The sequence below is a fragment of the Exiguobacterium sp. Leaf196 genome, from assembly GCF_001423965.1.
In the GTDB taxonomy this organism is placed as follows: Bacteria; Bacillota; Bacilli; order Exiguobacteriales; family Exiguobacteriaceae; genus Exiguobacterium_A.
In genome coordinates, this window is record NZ_LMPV01000013.1 from 35051 (window position 1) to 54483 (window position 19433).

Sequence of the window (19433 nt, forward strand, 5' to 3'; positions counted from 1 at the left end):
ATCATAGACACAACATGAGGTCAACGACAAATCCTTCGATTTGTCAAGACCGAATTGATTTAAATATCGAGTACCCTTTATCCCGGGTAACTGTCTCACACATACCGAATACTTCTTCCATCAACTTCTTCGCAGATGGTCCACCTTGTTTCTTTTGAATGACGACCCAAAGTTCGCCGCCAACGATGAGATGATCATATGCTTCTCGGAGAATACGATGAACGACCGTTTTTCCTGCCCGAATCGGTGGATTCGTCACGATCGCTGCGAATGTCGATTCGCCTACCCCATCATACCCGTCACTCACACCGGTCGTCACGGAAACACCGTTCGCGCGCGCATTGTCTGCCGCTAGTTCGAGCGCCCGTTCATTGACATCGATCAAGTGTGCCGGACGTCCTGTCGACTTCGAGAGCGCAATGCCCATCGGTCCATATCCACAGCCGACATCTAAAATGTCTCCAGCTACAGCCGGTTCCGTGAATGCCTCAATCAACAGACGTGAACCAAAATCGATTCCGTTCTTTGAAAAGACACCGTGATCCGATGTAAAGCGGAGCGTTTGACCACGCAGGACATATTCCCACGTCTTCGGATCTCGTTTCGATGAAGGGTCATTCGTATAATAATGATCCGCCATGTTTCCTTCCCCTCTCATGTAAAAGATGAAAACAAAAGAAGCTCGCAATGCGAGCTTCTCTTGTTTCTACGGAAGAAGAAAATTACTTAACTTCTACAGTAGCGCCAGCTTCTTCAAGCTTAGCTTTCATTGCTTCAGCGTCTTCTTTCGAAACGCCTTCTTTAACTGGTGCTGGAGTTCCGTCTACGAGAGCTTTCGCTTCTTTAAGACCGAGGCCTGTCAATTCGCGAACTGCTTTGATGACGTTGATTTTACCAGATCCAGCGTTAGTAAGGATAACGTCGAATTCAGTTTGCTCTTCAGCTGCTGCGCCTGCGCCAGCACCTGCAACTGCTACTGGAGCTGCTGCTGATACGCCGAATTCTTCTTCGATTGTTTTTACGAGTTCGTTAAGTTCAAGAACAGTCATGCCCTTGAGGTCTTCGATAAATTGCTCTTTGTTGAAAGCCATTATGGTTTTCCTCCTTTGATTTAGCCCACGTTGGGGTGTGAAAATTGTGTTGGTTGCCTATCCCGCTAAGCAGAAATTAAGCAGATTGTTCTTCTTTTTGCTCTGCGATTGCGTTCGTTGCCACCGCGAGTCCACGGATTGGCGCTTGAAGCACGCTGAGGAGCATCGAAAGGAGACCTTCGCGTGATGGAAGTTCCGCAAGGGCTTTGACATCTTCTACTGAAGTGACTTTGCCTTCGATGATACCACCTTTAAGTTCGAGAGCCTTGTGCGTTTTAGCGAAGTCGTTCAAGATCTTAGCTGGCGCGATAACGTCTTCATTGCTGAAGGCGATCGCACTAGGACCTGTGAAGACTTCATCAAGACCTTCGAGGTTGCTTTGAACTGCCGCGCGGCGGAGGAGACCGTTTTTGTAAACTTTGAATTCAACGCCCGCTTCGCGGAGTTGTTTACGAAGTTCAGTGACTTCTTCTACTGTGAGTCCACGGTAGTCGACGACAACTGTTCCTGCGCTCGCTTGGAGTTTCTCAGCGATCTCAGATACGAGATCCGCTTTGACAGCGATAACTTTTTCGTTTGCCATTTCTGTTGCACCTCCTGGTAGATGAAATGTACCGGTGCGAGGGGCTGCTCGATTTCAAATAAAAAGCCTCCGTCTGCAAAGCAGAGGAGGCGTAATCGTCAAAAAGGATACCTGAACAAACAGGCTCTCTGAGCAAGAACACCTCGGAAGGATTTATGCCCATGTGAGCACCTTCTGTCTACGGTATGTCGAAATATATCAACGTTTTATACTGTAACAGCGTTCTTAGAACGTTGTCAAGTTCGTTTTAGACGAAATTATTTCGCGAAGTCAGCTGAAGATACTTTTACACCAGGACCCATTGTAGAAGCGATCGCGATGTTCTTAAGGTATACACCTTTAGCAGTAGCAGGCTTAACTTTTACGAGAGTTTCGATAACTGTGTTGATGTTCTCAACGAGTTTCTCGTTATCGAATGATTTTTTACCGACAGGAACGTGGATGTTACCTGATTTGTCGACACGGTACTCAACTTTACCAGCTTTGATATCGTTGATTGCTTTTGTGACGTCAAATGTAACTGTACCTGTTTTCGGGTTTGGCATGAGGCCTTTTGGTCCGAGAACGCGACCAAGTTTACCAACTTCACCCATCATGTCTGGTGTCGCAACGATAACATCGAAGTCGAACCATCCTTGTTGGATTTTGTTGATGTACTCAGCATCACCAGCGTAATCTGCTCCAGCAGCTTCCGCTTCTTTTAATTTCTCACCTTTCGCGAAGACGAGAACTTTTTGTGTTTTACCAGTACCGTGTGGCAATACGACTGCTCCACGGATTTGTTGGTCTGCTTTCTTCGGATCTACTCCGAGACGAACAGCCAATTCGATAGTCTCATCGAATTTCGCAGTTGCAGATTTTTTAGTCAAATCTACAGCTTCTGCGAGTTCGTATGAAACCGTACGATCGATAAGCTTAGCAGCTTCTTTGTACTTCTTACCCATTTTAGGTTCCTCCTTTGTGGTTGTGCGGAAAATCCTCCCACATAATGAAAGGGTAGCAGGCTTCAAGAAACTATCCGCCTGCGACCCTCATCGTTGTTCATGGTAATCAAAAAGACATTAGTCTTCGATTACGATACCCATAGAACGTGCAGTACCTTCAACCATCAACATTGCTGTTTCAACAGATGATGCGTTAAGGTCTGGCATTTTTGTTTCAGCGATTTCACGAACTTTGTCACGTTTGACTGTCGCTACTTTCTTACGGTTCGGTTCACCTGAACCACTCTCAATTCCAGCTGCTTTCTTCAAGAGAACTGCTGCTGGAGGAGTTTTAGTGATGAATGTGAATGAACGATCTTCAAAAACCGTGATGACTACAGGGATAATCAAGCCGGCTTGGTCTTGTGTACGAGCGTTGAACTCTTTACAGAAGCCCATGATGTTCACACCTGCTTGACCGAGTGCCGGTCCAACTGGTGGAGCTGGGTTTGCTTTGCCCGCAGGAATTTGAAGTTTTACGAGTTTCATAACCTTCTTCGCCACGAGACACACCTCCTTAATTCTTTAATGTGGTTTAATTGGACGTTGCGCGTCCTCCCACTCATTCTATTCGACGAGTTATTTATCGAAATAAGCACAACATCAAACACGAAAAATTGTATCATTAAAACAAAACATTCGCAATAGGAAACTTAATCGATTTTATCGACCTGTGCGAAATCAAGCTCGACCTTCGTTTCGCGACCGAACATATCAACAGAGACTTTCATTTTCTCAGCATCTGTATCAAGCTCCTCGATCGTACCTTCGAGATTTTCGAAAGCTCCTTCTTTGATTCGGACGATTTGTCCGAGTGAGAAGTCGTAACGGCTCTTCAGATCGACAAGACCCATTGATCCAAGGATATTTTCTGCTTCTTCCGGAAGAAGTGGGGTTGGTTTTGAACCGCCGCCGACTGATCCGAGGAAGCCTGTGACGTTCGGAGTATTCCGGACGACATACCAGGAATCATCCGTCATGACCATCTCAACGAGGACATACCCCGGGAAGATCTTGACTTCACGTTCCTTGATTTTCGTTTCTCCCTTTTTGTTCGTTACTTCTTCTTGTACCGTTTCAATCGGAACGAGTACACGGAAGATTTTTTCGTCCATGTTCATGGATTCAATTCGACGTTCAAGGTTCGCCTTGACGTTATTTTCGAATCCGGAATACGTTTGGACGACAAACCATTGTTTCTCCATGGTAGGCCACCTCTTCTTTTTACTTAATCAACCAGCTCATCAATGCGCTAAGCCCTGAATCGACGCCGAAGATGAAGACACCCATGAAGATCACCATACCGATGACCGTCAATGTGTATTTCGTCAGCTCTTTCCGTTTTGGCCAGCTCGTCTTTTTCAATTCATTCCATACGTCACGCAAAAATTTCATCGTACTTTCCCTCCAGGATGTAATAAATCGGGACAGATGAAGCTTTATTTCGCTTCTTTATGAATCGTATGCGCGTTACAACGACGGCAGAATTTCTTCAATTCCAAGCGGACAGTGACGTCCTCTTTTTTCATCGTCGTATAGTCGCGGGCACCGCAATTATCACAAGCAAGGCCTACTTTCTTCGCCATCTCAAAGTCCTCCTTCTTTGCCACTCTTCTCTTCTGTTGAGGTACTTTCCTTCCGAAAAAGAGCGTAAAAAAAAACGCCTATGAGCGGCGTCTCGCTAGTAAGGCGCTAGTTATACAGTAGCATAGGAAGGGATTACGGTCAATCTACCTCTCTGTTAGACCGTCATCTTTCGTGCTTCGAGATAACGCTCAAGCTTGCGCTTGACGCGTTGCAAGGCATTGTCGATCGATTTGACATGACGATCGAGGTCGTCAGAGATTTCCTGATACGTCCGTCCGTCAAGATAGAGCGCGAGGACTTTGCGTTCAAGGTCGCTTAAAATTTCATCCATCTTCGATTCAATGTCTGCATATTCTTCCCGGTTGACGATCAAGATTTGTGGGTCAGAAGGTGCTGTCGACGTAATGATATCGAGTAACGTCCGCTCCGATTCATCGTCATAGATCGGTTTATCGAGTGAGATGTAAGAGTTCAACGGGATATGTTTCTGACGTGTCGCCGTCTTGATCGCAGTGATCATCTGTCTCGTAATGCATAATTCGGCAAATCCTTTAAACGAGGCAAGCTTATCCGTTCGGTAATCTCGTACTGCTTTATAGAGACCAATCATTCCTTCTTGAATGATATCTTCTCGGTCTGCCCCGATCAAAAAATAAGAACGGGCTTTGGCGCGCACGAAATTTCGATACCGCTCGATCAAAAATTCGAGCGCATCGCTGTTGTCGAACTCTTTCGCTTGTTCTACAAGCGCTTCATCGGTCATGCACCCAAACTGGTCGAACGAAACCAAACTCATCTTGTATCCCTCCAAGCATCATTGACGAATAGTTCAATTGTTTTTAATTATACAATAATTACCTGTCGCACGACAATGAAAATTGGCATGACCTCTTTTGTTGTATCCAAAATGTATCTTTTCATAAAAAACACCGTTCTTCCAAAGTAGGAAAAACGGTGATCTGCTCATGCGAATGGTTTATATCATGTATCTGAATTCTTTCGACGACGGATCGCTTCTAAACGTGCGACGACGTCTTCTGGTAAATCAATCTTCGAGCGCGGTTGAGCCGTCGTCTTCGCAGACGTCGTCTGTTGTTTGATGACAGCGACTGCCGCTTTCCACTCTCGCCGGAGCTCTTGCGCCGATATGCGGAGTGCTCCGAGCGTGAAGATGACCCACTGCTCCGTATAATCATTCGTCGCTACCGTTAACTTGACTCGGATATCTTGTAGCCAATCAGCAGCTGTCTTTTCAATCCATTCATCTGCCGTTTCGTTCTCCCGTGTGTAGACGATATCAATCCCGCTTTTTTGCATCCGGGATTCACGTCCCGGTTGAAGATAGGCATCGAAGACGATCGTAACGCTGAGACCTGTGACAGCTTGGTATTCCGCCATCGCATGAATCAGCCGTTCCCGTGCCAATTCAAAATCTTGCTCCCGCAACGTCCGAAATTCTGGCCATGCGCCAATGATATTATAGCCATCTACGATGAGACGATCATATTTCATCGCGCATACGGCTTTCTAGTCCGGTAGACTTCATATAGTAATAACGAAGCAGCAACCGATGCGTTGAGCGATGTGACATGTCCCGCCATCGGGAGGTGGACGAGGAAATCACATTTCTCACGGACGAGCCGGCTCATTCCTTTTCCTTCACTTCCAATGACGATTCCGAGTGGCATCGTCCCATCAAGTGTCCGGTAGTCATCACTTTCGCGCGCATCCGTTCCGACGAACCAGATGCCTTGTTTCTTTAGATCCTCCATCGTCCGCGCAAGGTTCGTCACGCGAACGACAGGAATATGTTCGATCGCGCCTGTTGATGCCTTTGCGACGACTTGCGTCAATCCGACTGATCGACGCTTCGGAATGATGATCCCGTGTGCCCCGACAGCATCTGCTGTCCGCAAGATTGATCCGAGATTATGTGGATCCTCCAGTTCATCGAGTAGAATCAAGAGCGGTGTTTCGTCCTTTTGACGCGCGAGCTCAAAGATGTCTTCCATCTCAGCGTACTCATACGCTGCTACCGCTGCGACGACACCTTGGTGATTTTCCGTTCCGGCTAAACCCGTTAACCGTGAGCGAGGTACGAGCTGGATTTGAATCCCTGCTTCCTGCGCCATCGCGTGGATGACGGCAAGTGGTCCTTTTTGTTGTCCTTCCTGCAGAAACAGCTTGTTCATCTCTCGTCCGCTCCGTAATGCTTCTAGAACCGGATTTCGACCCGACAAGAAATCTTGTCCTTCTTCGAGCGGTTCGATCGCGACTGGCTGTTCCTTGACCGGAGCGGCTTTTCGTTTCTCTTGTGCTGGACGCTGTGCCTTCGTTTTTGGCTTCGCGCTTGTAGCCTTAGGATTCGTCTGTTTTTTCGGCTTCGAGTAATTCGAACGCTTGTCCGATGAGTTCTTCAAGGCGATCCCCTCCTTCTGAAAGATAAATATAACCGAGCAATGCTTCAAATGCTGTCGCGTAGCGATACGTGTGGACGTCCGTACTCTTCGGGACAGAACCGGATTTTGCGTTCTTCCCGCGCCGGACGACCGCTGCCTCTTCTTCCGTCAACGCATCCGTGTTCAACCAGTGCGTCACGACCGTCGCTTGTGCTTGTGCCCGAACGTACCGGACAGCTGCTTTGTGCAACTCGCCCGGCTTCACATAACCTTGTTCGAGCAATCGCTCGCGCACACGAATCTCATAGACGACGTCGCCCATGTACGCTAACGCGAGTGCATTCAGTTGTTTGTAGTTCTTCATCCGCGCTTCCACCGCATCCCTTGCGCTGTGTCTTCCAGCAAGATACCTTGATCACGTAGCTGATCGCGGATTGCGTCCGCTCGTGCGAAGTCACGATTTTGACGGGCTGTGTTCCGCTCTTCGATCAACTGTTCGACTTCTTCATCGAGTAAGCCTTTATCGACTGTCAACGTCACACCAAGGACGCCTGATAATTCCGAGAAGAGTGCGAGGAACTGTTCGAGCACCTGTTTCGACACATGTGCTTCTCCGAGGTATAGATTGGCTTCTTTCGAGAGATCAAATAAATCCGTCACAGCGTTCGCTGTATTAAAATCATCATCCATCGATGTGATGAAGTGTTCCTTGATCGCCGCTAGACGATTCAACCACTTCTCGTCACCTGTTCCGAGATCAGCCGTCATGTCAAGACGATGTTCGATGTTTGCGACCGACTCCCGAATCCGTGCGAGACCATTCGCTGCTTGGTCGATCAGTTCACGACTGTAGTTGATCGGATGACGATATTGAACCGACAACATGAAGAACCGTAAGACCATCGGATCGACCGCTTGAATGGCTTCATGGACCGTCAGGAAGTTACCGAGCGACTTCGACATCTTCTCGTTTTCGATGTTTAAGAACCCGTTATGCATCCAGTAGTTTGCGAACTTCTGTGAGTTGCATGCTTCTGACTGGGCGATCTCATTCTCATGGTGTGGGAATTTCAAGTCTTGTCCACCGGCATGGATATCGATCGTCTCTCCAAGGTATTTCTTTGCCATCGCCGAGCACTCGATGTGCCAGCCTGGTCGTCCTTCGCCCCATGGACTCGTCCATGCCGGCTCACCTGGTTTTGCTGCTTTCCAGAGCACGAAATCAAGCGGATCTTCTTTTTTCTCTCCGACTTCGATTCGTGCGCCTGCGCGCAATTCATCGATCGACTGTTGGCTCAATTGACCATAATCCTTGAAACTACGCGTCCGGAAGTAGACATCCCCACTCGATGCGTAGGCATTGCCTTTTGCAACGAGTACTTCGATGAAGGCGATGATATCGTCCATCGTTTCCGTGACGAGTGGATGGATATCCGCTTTTTGGACATTCAAAGCACCCGTATCCGCGTGATACGCTTCAATGAAACGTTTCGTCAACGCATGATAATCTTCTCCCAGTTCGTTTGCTGTCCGGATGATCTTATCGTCGACGTCCGTGAAGTTCGAGACGTATTTGACCTCATATCCGCGGTATGTGAAGTAGCGACGGACTGTATCGAAGACGATCGCTGGACGTGCATTGCCGATATGAATGTAGTTGTACACAGTTGGACCACAGACATACATCTTGACCTTTCCTTCTTCTAATGGTTTAAATGGTTCCTTTTTTCCGGTCATGCTGTTGTACAGTTGAATCATGACGTCGCCCTCCTTTAATCCGTTCAATTTCTTGTTTTAATACTTCTAGTTCCATTTCAATCCGCTCTTGGCATTCGCTGACCGGATCCGGGAAACGATGATCAAGTGGTGCTTCGACCTTCATGCCGTCTTGAATGACGACACGTCCCGGAATGCCGACGACGGTCGCATTTGGAGGAACATGTTTTAAGACGACGGAACTGGCACCGATTTTTGAGTATGCCCCGATCGTGATATCACCTAGGACACGAGCACCGGCAGAGACAAGTACGCCGTCTTCAATCGTCGGATGACGCTTTCCTGTTTCTTTCCCCGTTCCGCCGAGTGTCACGCCTTGAAACAACGTGACGTCATCGCCAATGATCGTCGTCTCACCAATGACGACACCCATCCCATGGTCAATAAAGAATCGGCGTCCAATCGTCGCTCCTGGATGAATCTCGATGCCTGTCAAAAAGCGACTGAATTGCGAAATCAATCGACCGAGCAAGCGAAACTTCGCGTTCCAGAGCCGATGGGCCAGGCGATGCATCCAAATCGCATGTAAGCCCGGGTATGTCAAAATGACTTCTAACGTGCTGCGGGCAGCTGGATCTTGCTCAAACACATTGCGGATATCTTCTCGCATCCGTGTCATATACGTTCTCCTTTCCATAAGAAAAAGCGCCTCTATGCATTGCTGCACAGAGACGCTAACGAAGCGCGGTCCCACTCTGTTTGGACGATTGACTCGTCCCTCTCGACGTCCGTTAACGCCGGAGATACGTCTGCGCCTACTTTCACGGATTTCGGGCAGCACTCAGAGGGGCATTTCATGATTCGCTTCTTCAAGCCCTCGCACCATTCGAGCTTGTCTCTGGAGAAGAAGACGCATCGTTACTTTCCTCGTCTACGCTTTCGTTATTCTGCTTCAAGCCGTGCAAGCACACGGTCTTTTCCTAGTAATTGAATCGTGTTCGGGAGTTCTGGACCATGCGTCTGTCCTGTCGTCGCGACACGAATTGGCATGAACAAGTTTTTTCCTTTTTGACCAGTCGCTTTTTGCGTCGCTTTGATCGATGCTTTGATTGCTTCTGGTGTCCACTCTTCGAGAGCGCGTAACTGGTTCGCGAATTCTGCAAGTACAGTCGGAACCGTCTCGCCACTCAAGACAGTGTTTGCCTCTTCATCATACACCACTTCATCCTCAAAGAACATCTCTGAAAGCTTGACGATTTCCGCGCCATGCGTCATCTGTTCGCGGTATAGCGCGACAAGATCACGTGCCCAAGCGAGCTCTTCTTCTGAAGGTGACGCTTCGACGCGACCTGCTTCTTGTAGGAACGGAAGACTTGCTTCGAATACTTCTTCGAACGATTGATGTTTCATATACTGACTGTTGATCCAAGCCAATTTGTTTTGGTCAAAGACAGCCGGACTCTTCGAGAGACGATCCGCGTCAAAGATCTTGATTAACTCTTCTTTTGTGAAGATTTCCTCTTCGCCGACAGGTGACCAGCCGAGAAGCGTGATGAAGTTGAGTAATGCTTCCGGGAGATAACCGAGCTCTTTATACTGCTCGATGTACTGAATGATCGAGTGATCACGCTTCGAGAGTTTCTTGTGTGCTTCATTGACAATCAATGTCATGTGACCAAACGTCGGGTATTCCCAACCGAACGCATCATAGATCATCATCTGTTTCGGTGTGTTCGAAATATGATCATCTCCACGAAGAACGTGACTGATCGCCATCAAGTGATCGTCGATGACGACAGCAAAGTTATATGTCGGAATGCCGTCTTTTTTAACGATGACCCAGTCACCGAAGTCTTTTGATTCGAACGAGACGTCGTCTTTGACGATATCATTCCATGTATACGTGACATCTTCCGGTACACGAATCCGAATCGATGGCGTGCGACCTTCTGCGCGGAACGCTTCTTCTTGTTCTGCTGTCAGGTTACGGTGTGCCCCTGAATAGCGTGGTGCTTCTCCGCGTGCGATTTGCGCTTCGCGTTCTGCTTCGAGCTCTTCCGATGTCATGTAGCAACGGTAAGCGAGTCCCTTTTCAAGTAACTCATCCGTATACTTTTGATAGATATCAAGACGCTCCATTTGTGAATAAGGACCGTACTCACCACCGCGACCTGGACCTTCGTCCCAATCGACACCGAGCCACTCGAGATTCTTCATTTGACTCTCGACACCACCTGCGATGTTCCGCTTTTGGTCCGTATCCTCGATTCGTAATACCATCTTGCCGCCTAAATGGCGTGCAAACAGATAATTAAATAATGCAGTCCGGGCATTCCCGATATGCAAGTGTCCTGTTGGACTTGGGGCATAACGTACTCGTACTTCTGCCATTGCCAATCACTCCTTCGACTAAAATTCGCTTATCTAGTATACCTTATTCTTCGATTCGTTTCAGTAGAATCACTGCTTGACAAGCGATTCCCTCTTCTCGTCCCGTAAAACCTAACCATTCCGTTGTCGTTGCCTTGACATTGATCTGTTCAATGTCCGCTTCGAGTAATTCTGCGATCCGAGCGCGCATCGTGTCGATGTACGGACGAAGCTTTGGTGCCTGTGCGATGACTGTCGCATCTAGGTTGCCAAGCTCATACCCTTGTTGTTTAACGAGCGCGTAGACATGCTGCAGTAATTTTGCTGAATCCGCATCCTTGAATTCCGGATCCGTATCCGGAAAATGTTTTCCGATATCCCCCGCTGCAATCGCACCAAGTGCTGCGTCGGCAATCGTATGTAACAAGACGTCTGCATCCGAATGACCGAGCAATCCTTTCGTATGCGGAATCTCAATGCCGCCTAAAATCAATTTCCGATCCTCTGCAAAGGCATGTACATCAAAACCTTGTCCAATTCGAATCATCGTCATTTCCCTCGTTTCATTAGAATTGCTTCACCGAACCATAGATCGTCCGGTGTCGTCATCTTGATATTTTCGTAGTGACCGTGGACGATCGTTACTTTTCCTCCGTCCCATTCTATCAAACTTGCATCATCGGTTCCTAGGTATTTTGTTGCCGCTTTTTCATGAACCGTGCGAATCGTTGCAAGATCAAATGCTTGTGGTGTCTGGGCTGCCATCAAGTGTTCTCGCGGAACGGTCTCACTGATGTGATTCGCTTCGATCCGTTTGACGGTGTCTTTGATCGGTACGGCGAGAATCGCTGCTTGATCCAACACTGCCGCCTGGACGACCGCATGAATCGCTTCTTGTGAAATGAACGGTCGAGCCCCATCATGAATCAGGACGATCCCTTCGCCTTCTAATGCCTCAAGACCACGGAGAACACTTTCTTGACGTTCGGCACCACCCGCAACCAGTTTGATGGCTGTCGCATAGGACGAAGTGACGTGCGTAAACCAGTCTTTCTCCATTGGATTGATCGCAAGAACGATTTCCGCACATGCCGGGTCCGCCTCGAAGACATCTAGTGTCCAAGCGATGATTGGACGTTCTCTTAGTTCAAGCATCAATTTATTACGATCTGCGCCCATCCGCTTACCGGCACCGGCAGCGGGGATGACGACGCGATATGTGGCTGTAGACATTTCATTCCCTCTTTTCTCTCTCACTGATCATCGTGATCCATTCCATCACACCGAAAACGGACTCGATCATGAAATCGAATCCGTTGCGGGGTCTATCCGAATGCCTCTCGATGTCTCTCTAGGCATAGTGTCTCATTTTTCCTGTGGTTTCGCAAAAATCATTCGTCCAGCTGACGTCTGTAAGACACTCGTGACGACGACGCCAATCGTTTTCGAGATCAGGTGTTTTCCTCCTTCGACGACGACCATCGTTCCATCTTCGAGATAGGCGATTCCTTGCTTTTGTTCTTTCCCTTCCTTGATGACAAGGACGGTCATTTCTTCTCCTGGAATGACGACTTGTTTGACCGCATTCGCCAGGTCATTGATGTTAAGGACAGGAACATGTCGGACTTCACAGACTTTGTTTAAGTTATAGTCGTTCGTGACGACGATCCCTTTGACGAGTTCCGCGAGTTTAATCAGTTTAATATCGACTTCCGGTACATCCTCGAAATCGCCATCATAAATTTCGACTTCGACTCCAGGAATCTCTTGTAACTCTTTTAAGACATCGAGTCCACGACGTCCACGGTTTCGTTTCAACGTATCGGAAGAATCGGCGATGTATTGCAACTCACCGATGACGAATTGCGGGACGATCAGTTTTCCTTCGACGAAGCCGGTTTTTGTGATATCCGTAATTCGTCCGTCGATGATGACGCTCGTATCAAGTACCTTGCTGTTTGATTTAACTGGAACGACGACTTCAGGTGCCGTCTTTTTTTCACTTTGGTTGCTACGTAAGAAGATTTTCGTCAATTCATGACGTTTTCGATACCCGACCGTAAAGCCGAGATATCCGAATAACGCGGTCACGAAGATCGTTAAGACATTACTGAGGACAGGAATCCCAACTAAGTCGATTAACGTACTGACGAGAAATGCTAATACTAATCCGATCAACAAACCAAACGTACCAAAAAAGAGATCTGCTACTGGGGCTTTGACGAGTCGTTCTTCTAAAAATCGGAGAAGTCGAATTACCGAATCCGTAATGAATAATCCAATTAATAAGAATATGAGTGCACCAATCGTTCCAGTTACGTATTCGCTCATCAACCATGCCGGGAAAGTCGTACTTGTCGCTGTTTCAATCAATTGGAAAAACTGAGGAAGCAACAAGATCCCAAGGGCAAGTCCGAGTAATGCAAAAAATACCCGTATGACGATTTTCAATCTTCTCACCTCCTTTGCCTATTTTAAGTTCATTGTAACATGTACTGAATTGAACTACCTACGCCGGAAGGAGGGGAAACTGTTTACATATCCATTACAGTTCCCCCATTTTTTACGTCATTCCAGCTTAAAACGGAATTGTTTCGCGTAATGCTTCGTCCACGCTCTCGACACCGACGACCGTAATCCCGTCCGGATACGTCCAGCCTCCTAAGTTATTTTTCGGAATGATCGCTCGTGTAAAACCGAGTTTGGCTGCTTCTGCTACACGTTGCTCAATGCGCGATACACGACGAACTTCTCCCGTCAACCCGACCTCACCAATCACGACATCCGTCGGACGCGTCGGTTTGTCACGGAAACTAGAGGCAATCGCAACACAGACGGCTAAGTCGATCGCTGGTTCATCGAGCTTCACACCACCCGCTGCCTTGAGATAGGCATCTTGTGTTTGTAAGAGAAGACCCGATCGTTTCTCAAGAACGGCCATCAATAACGCTACTTTATTTTGATCGATTCCGGTCGCCATCCGTCTAGGATTCCCGAATGACGTCGGTGAAATCAGTGCTTGCAGTTCGACAAGGACCGTCCGTGTCCCTTCCATCGAAGCGACGATCGTTGAACCGGATACGCCGGATGTCCGCTCTTCGAGGAAAATTTCTGACGGATTTAAGACCTCTTCAAGGCCAGACTCCCGCATCTCAAAAATTCCGATCTCATTCGTTGAACCAAATCTGTTTTTAACAGCACGCAGAATCCGAAACGTATGGTGACGTTCGCCTTCGAAATACAAGACAGCATCCACCATGTGCTCAAGTAAACGTGGTCCAGCAATCGAACCCTGTTTTGTAACGTGACCAACGATGAAGATCGCAATACCGCGACTCTTCGCAATTTTCATCAGCATCGCCGTACATTCACGTACCTGTGTCACGCTCCCGGGTGCGGACTGAATTTCATCAATGTAGACGGTTTGAATCGAGTCGATGATTAAAAACCGTGGCTGTTCTTCATCAACGACACGTTCAATCATGTTCATGTCCGTTTCACTGAGGACGAACAAATCCTGTGTCGGCAATCCAAGCCGTTCCGCGCGCAATTTGGTTTGTTTAAGCGATTCTTCCCCTGAGATGTAGAGCACTTTTTCACCACGTTGGGCAAGCCGTGCACTCGTCTGCAGTAAGATCGTCGACTTCCCGATCCCCGGGTCTCCTCCAACAAGCACCATCGAACCTGGAACGATGCCACCTCCGAGGACACGGTCGAATTCACCACTTCCGGTAAAGACACGACTCTCTTCTTGCGAGACGATATTCGCGAGGCGCTCTGGCTTTAATTGTTTTGTCGTCGTATGAACAAAAGCGGCACCGCGCCGTCCTTTTTTTTCTTCGACGACTTCTTCGACCATCGTGTTCCATTCCCCGCATCCAGAACAACGTCCCATCCATTTCGGTGATTCAGTTCCACAGCTTTGGCAAACGAATTTTGTTTTTAACTTAGCCAATCGATTCATCCTTTCTGTTTCAAAAAAAGACCAGCTTCGCTCAGAAAGTGCGAAAGCTGGCCCTGTGCTCAGTGCTTATTCCGTTGCGGCAGAACTCACGTGATTCCGGCGAACGATGAATTCGTTCTCTTCGACATCAAGCGCAACATGCTCTCCTTTTTGGATATCACCTGCGAGCAATGCTTCTGACAACCGGTCTTCCGCTTCCCGTTGAAGGGCACGACGGATTGGACGCGCACCGTACTCTGGATCGTATCCGATATCGGCGATCTTCGAGAGGGCAGCTGGTGTCAATTCGAAATGAATTTCCTGTTCAGCCAAACGTTTTTCAAGGGTTTTCGCCATCAACTTCACGATCTCTTCGATATGTTGTTTCTCGAGTGAATGGAAGACGATCGTTTCATCAATCCGGTTCAAGAACTCTGGACGGAAGGCCCGTTTGAGTTCTTCCATGACTTTATCTTTCATGTCTTTGTATTCGCGATCCGTATCTTCAGAAACAGCGAATCCAACATATTTATTACGTTTAAGGGCACTTGCACCGACGTTCGACGTCATGACGATAATCGTGTTACGGAAATCAACCGTGCGACCTTTCGAGTCTGTTAGGCGCCCATCATCGAGTACCTGCAAGAGAATGTTGAAGACTTCTGGGTGCGCCTTCTCGATTTCATCAAGTAAGATGACCGAGTACGGTTTCCGGCGAACTTTTTCAGTCAATTGACCGCCCTCTTCGTAACCGACATATCCTGGAGGTGAACCAACGAGACGACTCGTTGCATGTTTCTCCATGTACTCTGACATGTCGATCCGGATGATTGCATCCTCATCACCGAACATTGCTTCGGCAACCGCACGTGCGAGTTCTGTCTTACCAACCCCAGTAGGACCGAGGAAAATGAACGAACCGATCGGACGTTTTGGATCTTTCAGTCCAGCACGTGCCCGACGAATGGCTTTTGAAATCGATTTAACGGCTTCGTTTTGACCGATGACACGATCGTGAAGGATTTCTTCGAGACGAAGAAGACGATCCGTCTCTTCTTCCGCGATCTTCGTGACCGGTACACCTGTCCAGTTGGCAACAACTTGTGCGATATCATCTTTTGTGACTTCAAGTTTTTCGTTGCCTTGTTTATTCTGCCATTCCTCTTTCAAACGCTCAAGTTCATCACGTAGTTTTTGTTCCGTATCGCGGAGGCTTGCTGCTTTTTCAAACTCTTGACTTTGGACAGCTTCATCTTTGTCCTTACGGATGCCTTCGAGTTTCGCTTCAACTTCTTTTAAGTTCGGTGGTGCTGTATACGAACGCAACCGAACTTTTGATGCCGCTTCATCGATCAAGTCAATCGCTTTATCCGGAAGGAACCGATCCGAAATGTATCGATCCGACAAGGTGACGGCTTCTTGAATCGCTTCATCTGTGATCGTCACACGGTGGTGTGCTTCATAACGATCGCGAAGACCAAATAGGATTTGTGTTGCTTCATCCGTTGTTGGCTCTGCGACTTGAATCGGTTGGAAACGACGTTCGAGTGCCGCATCTTTTTCGATGTATTTCCGGTACTCATCAAGAGTCGTTGCTCCGATACACTGGAGTTCACCTCGTGCGAGCGATGGTTTAAGGATGTTCGATGCATCGATCGCACCTTCTGCTCCACCCGCTCCAATCAATGTATGCAACTCATCGATGAAGAGAATGATGTTCCCCGCTTGACGAATCTCATCCATGACCTTTTTCAAACGATCTTCGAATTCACCACGGTATTTCGTACCGGCAACGAGTGTTCCCATGTCGAGTACCATAACGCGTTTATTGCGTAACGTCTCCGGTACTTCATTGTTGATGATTTGTTGAGCGAGACCTTCGACGACAGCCGTTTTACCGACCCCTGGTTCCCCGATCAAGACTGGGTTATTCTTCGTCCGGCGGCTCAAGACTTCGATGACGCGTTGAATCTCTTTCGCACGACCGATAACTGGATCAAGACGTGTTTCACGCGCTTGTTGTGTCAAATCACGAGCAAGACCATCAAGTGTTGGTGTTGCGACACCTGAACCTGCTTGCGACGCGTTTGCTGTTGTTTCACTGTTCCCGAGCAACTGGAGTACTTGCTGCCGGGCTTTTGAAAGACTGATGCCTAAGTTATTTAAGACACGAGCAGCAACGCCCTCTCCTTCTCGGATCAATCCGAGCAAGAGGTGTTCTGTCCCAACGTAAGAATGACCAAGTTTACGTGCCTCATCCATTGATAACTCAATGACCTTTTTCGCACGTGGTGTATAGTGAATCGTCGTTGCACCATCTTGTCCGCGACCGATCAATGCTTCGACTTCCATCTGAATTTTATCTGAACTGAGACCGAGTGCTGTTAATGCTTTCGCAGCAATTCCGTCTCCTTCACGTACAAGTCCGAGTAAAATGTGTTCTGTTCCGATATTGTGGTGCCCCAACCGTACTGCCTCTTCTTGAGCAAGTGCCAATACACGTTGTGCACGTTCTGTGAATCGTCCAAACATCATTATGCAAAACCTCCTTGTGTGTGATCCCTGTTTGTCTGTTCGGTTAACATCGCCCGGATTCGTTTCGCCCGTTCGATGTCCCGTTCTCTAGATGTTAATTGTTTCCCGAAATGCTTTTGTAGAAAACCTGTTTGTAGCGAGACGAGCAGTTGGTGAAAAAGATTTGGAGGTAGATTGACCTCTAGTCCCAGACTGTCCGCTAAGCGAACATCCGATAACCGTTCCGTTGCTTCCCGCGCTGTAATCAGTCGAGCTGATGTCAGGATGCCATAGGAACGATATAGTCTGTCCTCTAGTTCTTCTTGATACATCTCCAATAATCCTTTTCGTGCTGCCTGTTCTGCTTCAATTAATGCTTCGACCGCAAATTGATAGTCCGTGATCAGCATATCCTCGCTTGCCCCAAGCGTCCGTTGGTTCGAAAGTTGGAACATGCGACCAGAAGCATCGCTTCCCTCACCGTAACGCCCACGAATCGCGAATCCTAACTGTCGTAAGTGTTTGATATAGCCTTGAATCTGATTCGTCAGGACTAGTCCCGGTAAGTGCAACATCACGGAAGCACGAAGACCTGTTCCGACGTTACTCGGACAAGTCGTTAAATAACCAAGCGTGTCATCAAAAGCAATCTTAAATCGTTCACTGATCAAGCGATCGACTTGTTTTGCGATCCGAAACGCTTCTTCAAGCTGTAGCCCAGGTAATAACGTCTGAATTCGAAAATGATCCTCTTCGTTTACCATGACACTGATCTGCTCATCTTCACTAATGAAGAGTCCTGTCCGTGGATGACTCGCTAACGCCGGACTAATTAGATGCTTTTCTACTAAAGCGGTTCGGGTCAGGACATCCGCCTGATCGACACGACCAAATCGGAACCCTTTCATCCCATTTAGTTGGCGTTCCGTCTCTTCAATGAGTGCATTGGCTTGTGCTTCTGACAACATCGTTGAGAACGGATAACGTGTCGTATTGCGCGCCAAACGGACTCGTGTCGAAACGACGATGTCGTCAAAGGGAGAAGATTGATTCATCGATTCGCTTAAAGGGTGTTGAAGCAACTCTTCAAACATGACGCAAATCCTCCTCGACACTCTCAATCTGTTGTTTTATGACTTCTGCTTCTTCATAATCTTCTGCTAAGATTTTGCGGTTGAGTTGTTCTTTGAGACGACTAAGCTGCTGGTTTAATCGTTTTTCCACGGATTCCTCATCAGGGCGTGAACCATAATGTTGCGTATGACCGTGTTGGAACTGACGAACCATGCCGTCGACTTCGTCTTTGAAAAATGAATAACAAGTCGGGCAACCGACTTTACGAAGATGAAGCAATTGTTGACGGGTCATACCACAAGACGGACATGCCGTCCCTTGATATTCACGTGCTAACTCCCGTACACAAACCGAGCATAAGAACTTCTCATCGGTTTCTGACTCTTGTGGGAGTTTGACACGGACGATTGCTTCTCGTTCGCCACATCGTTGACAACGCATCGTGCATTCCTCCAATGTCCGACGACTAGAGTCGCTTCATGGTTTGAAGAAGCGTCCGCATCAAGTGGGCACGCATCCGGTGTTGATCTTCGACCGCCATTGGCAAACTCTCTTTTTGCAACAGCGATTGAATCAAAATAGCTTCCCGCCGCGTCAGTAATTGTTCGTTCATCAAACGAATCAAATAATCTTCTGCAGCTTGTTCCGTCAAATGATCACCGATCCATGAACTGACTTCGTCTAATAGATCGTGACTATCGAGCACAACGATTTTTTGAATCCGAATGTATCCACCGCCGCCCCGCTTACTTTCAACAAAATAACCCTTTTCGACCGTAAAACGAGTATTAATGACGTAATTGATTTGTGATGGAACACAGTCAAAACGTTGTGCAATTTCTTGACGTTTGATTTCAATCGTCTTTTCGTCGTGTAAAATTTGCTTTAAATAGGCTTCGATGATATCTGTGATGTTTTGCATTGGCACCACCTCTCTGACCATCTTTGACTATTGTTTGATTTAATAGTAATCATCTAAAAAAAGAAATGCAACTGATAAGGCTTTTTAGAAAACACAAAAAGACCGACCTGCAATCTGCAGATCGGTCAAGTGCCTGGCAACGTCCTATCCTCGCAGGGGGAAGCCCCCAACTACTTTCGGCGTTCAAGTGCTTAACTTCCGTGTTCGGCATGGGAACGGGTGTGACCACTTGGCTATCGTCACCAGACGAC

General features: G+C 47.7%; 23 protein-coding genes, 1 rRNA gene and 2 other annotated features. All 24 genes read right to left on the reverse strand.

Annotated elements, in window-relative coordinates; genetic code table 11:
- Nucleotides 1-43: 43 nt before the first annotated feature.
- Nucleotides 44-640: a class I SAM-dependent methyltransferase gene (locus ASG02_RS15270; protein WP_035413150.1), complete on the reverse strand. Its 597-nt coding sequence runs from the start codon at nt 638-640 to the stop codon at nt 44-46.
- A gap of 82 nt (nt 641-722) precedes the next feature.
- Entirely contained in the window at nt 723-1091 is a 369-nt protein-coding gene (gene rplL, locus ASG02_RS15275) for a 50S ribosomal protein L7/L12 (RefSeq protein ID WP_023466613.1), read from the reverse strand.
- A 76-nt stretch (nt 1092-1167) separates the two neighbouring features.
- Nucleotides 1168-1674, reverse strand: coding sequence for a 50S ribosomal protein L10 (gene rplJ / locus ASG02_RS15280; RefSeq protein ID WP_023466611.1), 507 nt, complete (start codon nt 1672-1674; stop codon nt 1168-1170).
- Nucleotides 1675-1724: 50 nt separating this feature from the next.
- Nucleotides 1725-1876, reverse strand: a sequence feature (ribosomal protein L10 leader region).
- Between the two features lie 55 nt (nt 1877-1931).
- The gene (gene rplA / locus ASG02_RS15285) at nt 1932-2618 is read right to left on the reverse strand and encodes a 50S ribosomal protein L1 (RefSeq protein WP_023466610.1); all 687 of its coding nucleotides are present in this window, start codon (nt 2616-2618) and stop codon (nt 1932-1934) included.
- A 117-nt stretch (nt 2619-2735) separates the two neighbouring features.
- Nucleotides 2736-3161: a 50S ribosomal protein L11 gene (gene rplK, locus ASG02_RS15290; protein WP_023466609.1), complete on the reverse strand. Its 426-nt coding sequence runs from the start codon at nt 3159-3161 to the stop codon at nt 2736-2738.
- Between the two features lie 149 nt (nt 3162-3310).
- On the reverse strand, nt 3311-3862 hold the full coding sequence (gene nusG, locus ASG02_RS15295; protein ID WP_023466607.1) for a transcription termination/antitermination protein NusG: 552 nt from the start codon (nt 3860-3862) through the stop codon (nt 3311-3313).
- 19 nt (nt 3863-3881) lie between these two features.
- Complete coding sequence (gene secE, locus ASG02_RS15300) at nt 3882-4052, reverse strand: preprotein translocase subunit SecE (RefSeq protein WP_023466605.1); 171 nt, start codon at nt 4050-4052, stop codon at nt 3882-3884.
- A 44-nt stretch (nt 4053-4096) separates the two neighbouring features.
- Nucleotides 4097-4243, reverse strand: a complete 147-nt coding sequence (gene rpmG, locus ASG02_RS15305) for a 50S ribosomal protein L33 (RefSeq protein WP_023466603.1) — start codon at nt 4241-4243, stop codon at nt 4097-4099.
- A 155-nt stretch (nt 4244-4398) separates the two neighbouring features.
- On the reverse strand, nt 4399-5040 hold the full coding sequence (sigH, locus tag ASG02_RS15310; protein WP_035413147.1) for an RNA polymerase sporulation sigma factor SigH: 642 nt from the start codon (nt 5038-5040) through the stop codon (nt 4399-4401).
- Nucleotides 5041-5225: 185 nt separating this feature from the next.
- The gene (locus ASG02_RS15315) at nt 5226-5756 is read right to left on the reverse strand and encodes an NYN domain-containing protein (protein WP_035413144.1); all 531 of its coding nucleotides are present in this window, start codon (nt 5754-5756) and stop codon (nt 5226-5228) included.
- Entirely contained in the window at nt 5753-6436 is a 684-nt protein-coding gene (gene rlmB / locus ASG02_RS15320; protein WP_369792041.1) for a 23S rRNA (guanosine(2251)-2'-O)-methyltransferase RlmB, read from the reverse strand. Before rlmB ends, ASG02_RS15315 begins: the two co-directional genes overlap by 4 nt.
- A 166-nt stretch (nt 6437-6602) precedes the next feature.
- A complete protein-coding gene (locus ASG02_RS15325; protein ID WP_023466600.1) occupies nt 6603-7007 on the reverse strand; it encodes a Mini-ribonuclease 3 in 405 nt (134 codons plus the stop codon).
- Nucleotides 7004-8401, reverse strand: a complete 1398-nt coding sequence (gene cysS, locus ASG02_RS15330; RefSeq protein WP_056064901.1) for a cysteine--tRNA ligase — start codon at nt 8399-8401, stop codon at nt 7004-7006. The genes ASG02_RS15325 and cysS overlap by 4 nt, the downstream gene beginning before the upstream one ends.
- The gene (gene epsC, locus ASG02_RS15335; RefSeq protein WP_255344377.1) at nt 8355-9074 is read right to left on the reverse strand and encodes a serine O-acetyltransferase EpsC; all 720 of its coding nucleotides are present in this window, start codon (nt 9072-9074) and stop codon (nt 8355-8357) included. The genes cysS and epsC overlap by 47 nt, the downstream gene beginning before the upstream one ends.
- Before the next feature lie 9 nt (nt 9075-9083).
- Nucleotides 9084-9302, reverse strand: a binding site (T-box leader).
- Nucleotides 9302-10750: a glutamate--tRNA ligase gene (gltX, locus tag ASG02_RS15340; protein ID WP_056064904.1), complete on the reverse strand. Its 1449-nt coding sequence runs from the start codon at nt 10748-10750 to the stop codon at nt 9302-9304. (Overlaps the previous feature by 1 nt.)
- A gap of 43 nt (nt 10751-10793) precedes the next feature.
- Nucleotides 10794-11276 carry a 2-C-methyl-D-erythritol 2,4-cyclodiphosphate synthase gene (gene ispF, locus ASG02_RS15345; protein WP_029343079.1) on the reverse strand — a complete coding sequence of 161 codons (483 nt, stop codon included), beginning with the start codon at nt 11274-11276 and terminating at the stop codon, nt 10794-10796.
- 2 nt (nt 11277-11278) lie between these two features.
- A complete protein-coding gene (ispD, locus tag ASG02_RS15350; protein WP_056064907.1) occupies nt 11279-11962 on the reverse strand; it encodes a 2-C-methyl-D-erythritol 4-phosphate cytidylyltransferase in 684 nt (227 codons plus the stop codon).
- 132 nt (nt 11963-12094) lie between these two features.
- Nucleotides 12095-13180 (reverse strand): PIN/TRAM domain-containing protein, encoded by a 1086-nt coding sequence (locus ASG02_RS15355; RefSeq protein WP_056064909.1) that lies wholly within the window; start codon nt 13178-13180, stop codon nt 12095-12097.
- Between the two features lie 127 nt (nt 13181-13307).
- Nucleotides 13308-14684 (reverse strand): DNA repair protein RadA, encoded by a 1377-nt coding sequence (gene radA / locus ASG02_RS15360; RefSeq protein ID WP_029343076.1) that lies wholly within the window; start codon nt 14682-14684, stop codon nt 13308-13310.
- 75 nt (nt 14685-14759) lie between these two features.
- Entirely contained in the window at nt 14760-17207 is a 2448-nt protein-coding gene (gene clpC / locus ASG02_RS15365; protein WP_035413120.1) for an ATP-dependent protease ATP-binding subunit ClpC, read from the reverse strand.
- Nucleotides 17207-18280 carry a protein arginine kinase gene (locus ASG02_RS15370; protein ID WP_056064911.1) on the reverse strand — a complete coding sequence of 358 codons (1074 nt, stop codon included), beginning with the start codon at nt 18278-18280 and terminating at the stop codon, nt 17207-17209. The genes clpC and ASG02_RS15370 overlap by 1 nt, the downstream gene beginning before the upstream one ends.
- Nucleotides 18273-18701 (reverse strand): hypothetical protein, encoded by a 429-nt coding sequence (locus ASG02_RS15375; protein WP_023466580.1) that lies wholly within the window; start codon nt 18699-18701, stop codon nt 18273-18275. Before ASG02_RS15375 ends, ASG02_RS15370 begins: the two co-directional genes overlap by 8 nt.
- Before the next feature lie 25 nt (nt 18702-18726).
- Nucleotides 18727-19182 (reverse strand): CtsR family transcriptional regulator, encoded by a 456-nt coding sequence (locus ASG02_RS15380; protein ID WP_023466578.1) that lies wholly within the window; start codon nt 19180-19182, stop codon nt 18727-18729.
- Nucleotides 19183-19313: 131 nt separating this feature from the next.
- A 5S ribosomal RNA gene (gene rrf, locus ASG02_RS15385) occupies nt 19314-19429 on the reverse strand.
- Nucleotides 19430-19433: the final 4 nt, after the last annotated feature.

Coding starts and splice junctions, on each gene's coding strand:
- ASG02_RS15270 (WP_035413150.1), bottom strand. CDS start 640: ATGGCGGATCATTATTATACGAATGACCCTTCATCGAAACGAGATCCG.
- rplL (WP_023466613.1), bottom strand. CDS start 1,091: ATGGCTTTCAACAAAGAGCAATTTATCGAAGACCTCAAGGGCATGACT.
- rplJ (WP_023466611.1), bottom strand. CDS start 1,674: ATGGCAAACGAAAAAGTTATCGCTGTCAAAGCGGATCTCGTATCTGAG.
- rplA (WP_023466610.1), bottom strand. CDS start 2,618: ATGGGTAAGAAGTACAAAGAAGCTGCTAAGCTTATCGATCGTACGGTT.
- nusG (WP_023466607.1), bottom strand. CDS start 3,862: ATGGAGAAACAATGGTTTGTCGTCCAAACGTATTCCGGATTCGAAAAT.
- secE (WP_023466605.1), bottom strand. CDS start 4,052: ATGAAATTTTTGCGTGACGTATGGAATGAATTGAAAAAGACGAGCTGG.
- rpmG (WP_023466603.1), bottom strand. CDS start 4,243: ATGGCGAAGAAAGTAGGCCTTGCTTGTGATAATTGCGGTGCCCGCGAC.
- sigH (WP_035413147.1), bottom strand. CDS start 5,040: ATGAGTTTGGTTTCGTTCGACCAGTTTGGGTGCATGACCGATGAAGCG.
- ASG02_RS15315 (WP_035413144.1), bottom strand. CDS start 5,756: ATGAAATATGATCGTCTCATCGTAGATGGCTATAATATCATTGGCGCA.
- rlmB (WP_369792041.1), bottom strand. CDS start 6,436: ATGAACAAGCTGTTTCTGCAGGAAGGACAACAAAAAGGACCACTTGCC.
- ASG02_RS15325 (WP_023466600.1), bottom strand. CDS start 7,007: ATGAAGAACTACAAACAACTGAATGCACTCGCGTTAGCGTACATGGGC.
- cysS (WP_056064901.1), bottom strand. CDS start 8,401: ATGATTCAACTGTACAACAGCATGACCGGAAAAAAGGAACCATTTAAA.
- gltX (WP_056064904.1), bottom strand. CDS start 10,750: ATGGCAGAAGTACGAGTACGTTATGCCCCAAGTCCAACAGGACACTTG.
- ispF (WP_029343079.1), bottom strand. CDS start 11,276: ATGATTCGAATTGGACAAGGTTTTGATGTACATGCCTTTGCAGAGGAT.
- ispD (WP_056064907.1), bottom strand. CDS start 11,962: ATGTCTACAGCCACATATCGCGTCGTCATCCCCGCTGCCGGTGCCGGT.
- clpC (WP_035413120.1), bottom strand. CDS start 17,207: ATGATGTTTGGACGATTCACAGAACGTGCACAACGTGTATTGGCACTT.
- ASG02_RS15370 (WP_056064911.1), bottom strand. CDS start 18,280: ATGTTTGAAGAGTTGCTTCAACACCCTTTAAGCGAATCGATGAATCAA.
- ASG02_RS15375 (WP_023466580.1), bottom strand. CDS start 18,701: ATGCGTTGTCAACGATGTGGCGAACGAGAAGCAATCGTCCGTGTCAAA.
- ASG02_RS15380 (WP_023466578.1), bottom strand. CDS start 19,182: ATGCAAAACATCACAGATATCATCGAAGCCTATTTAAAGCAAATTTTA.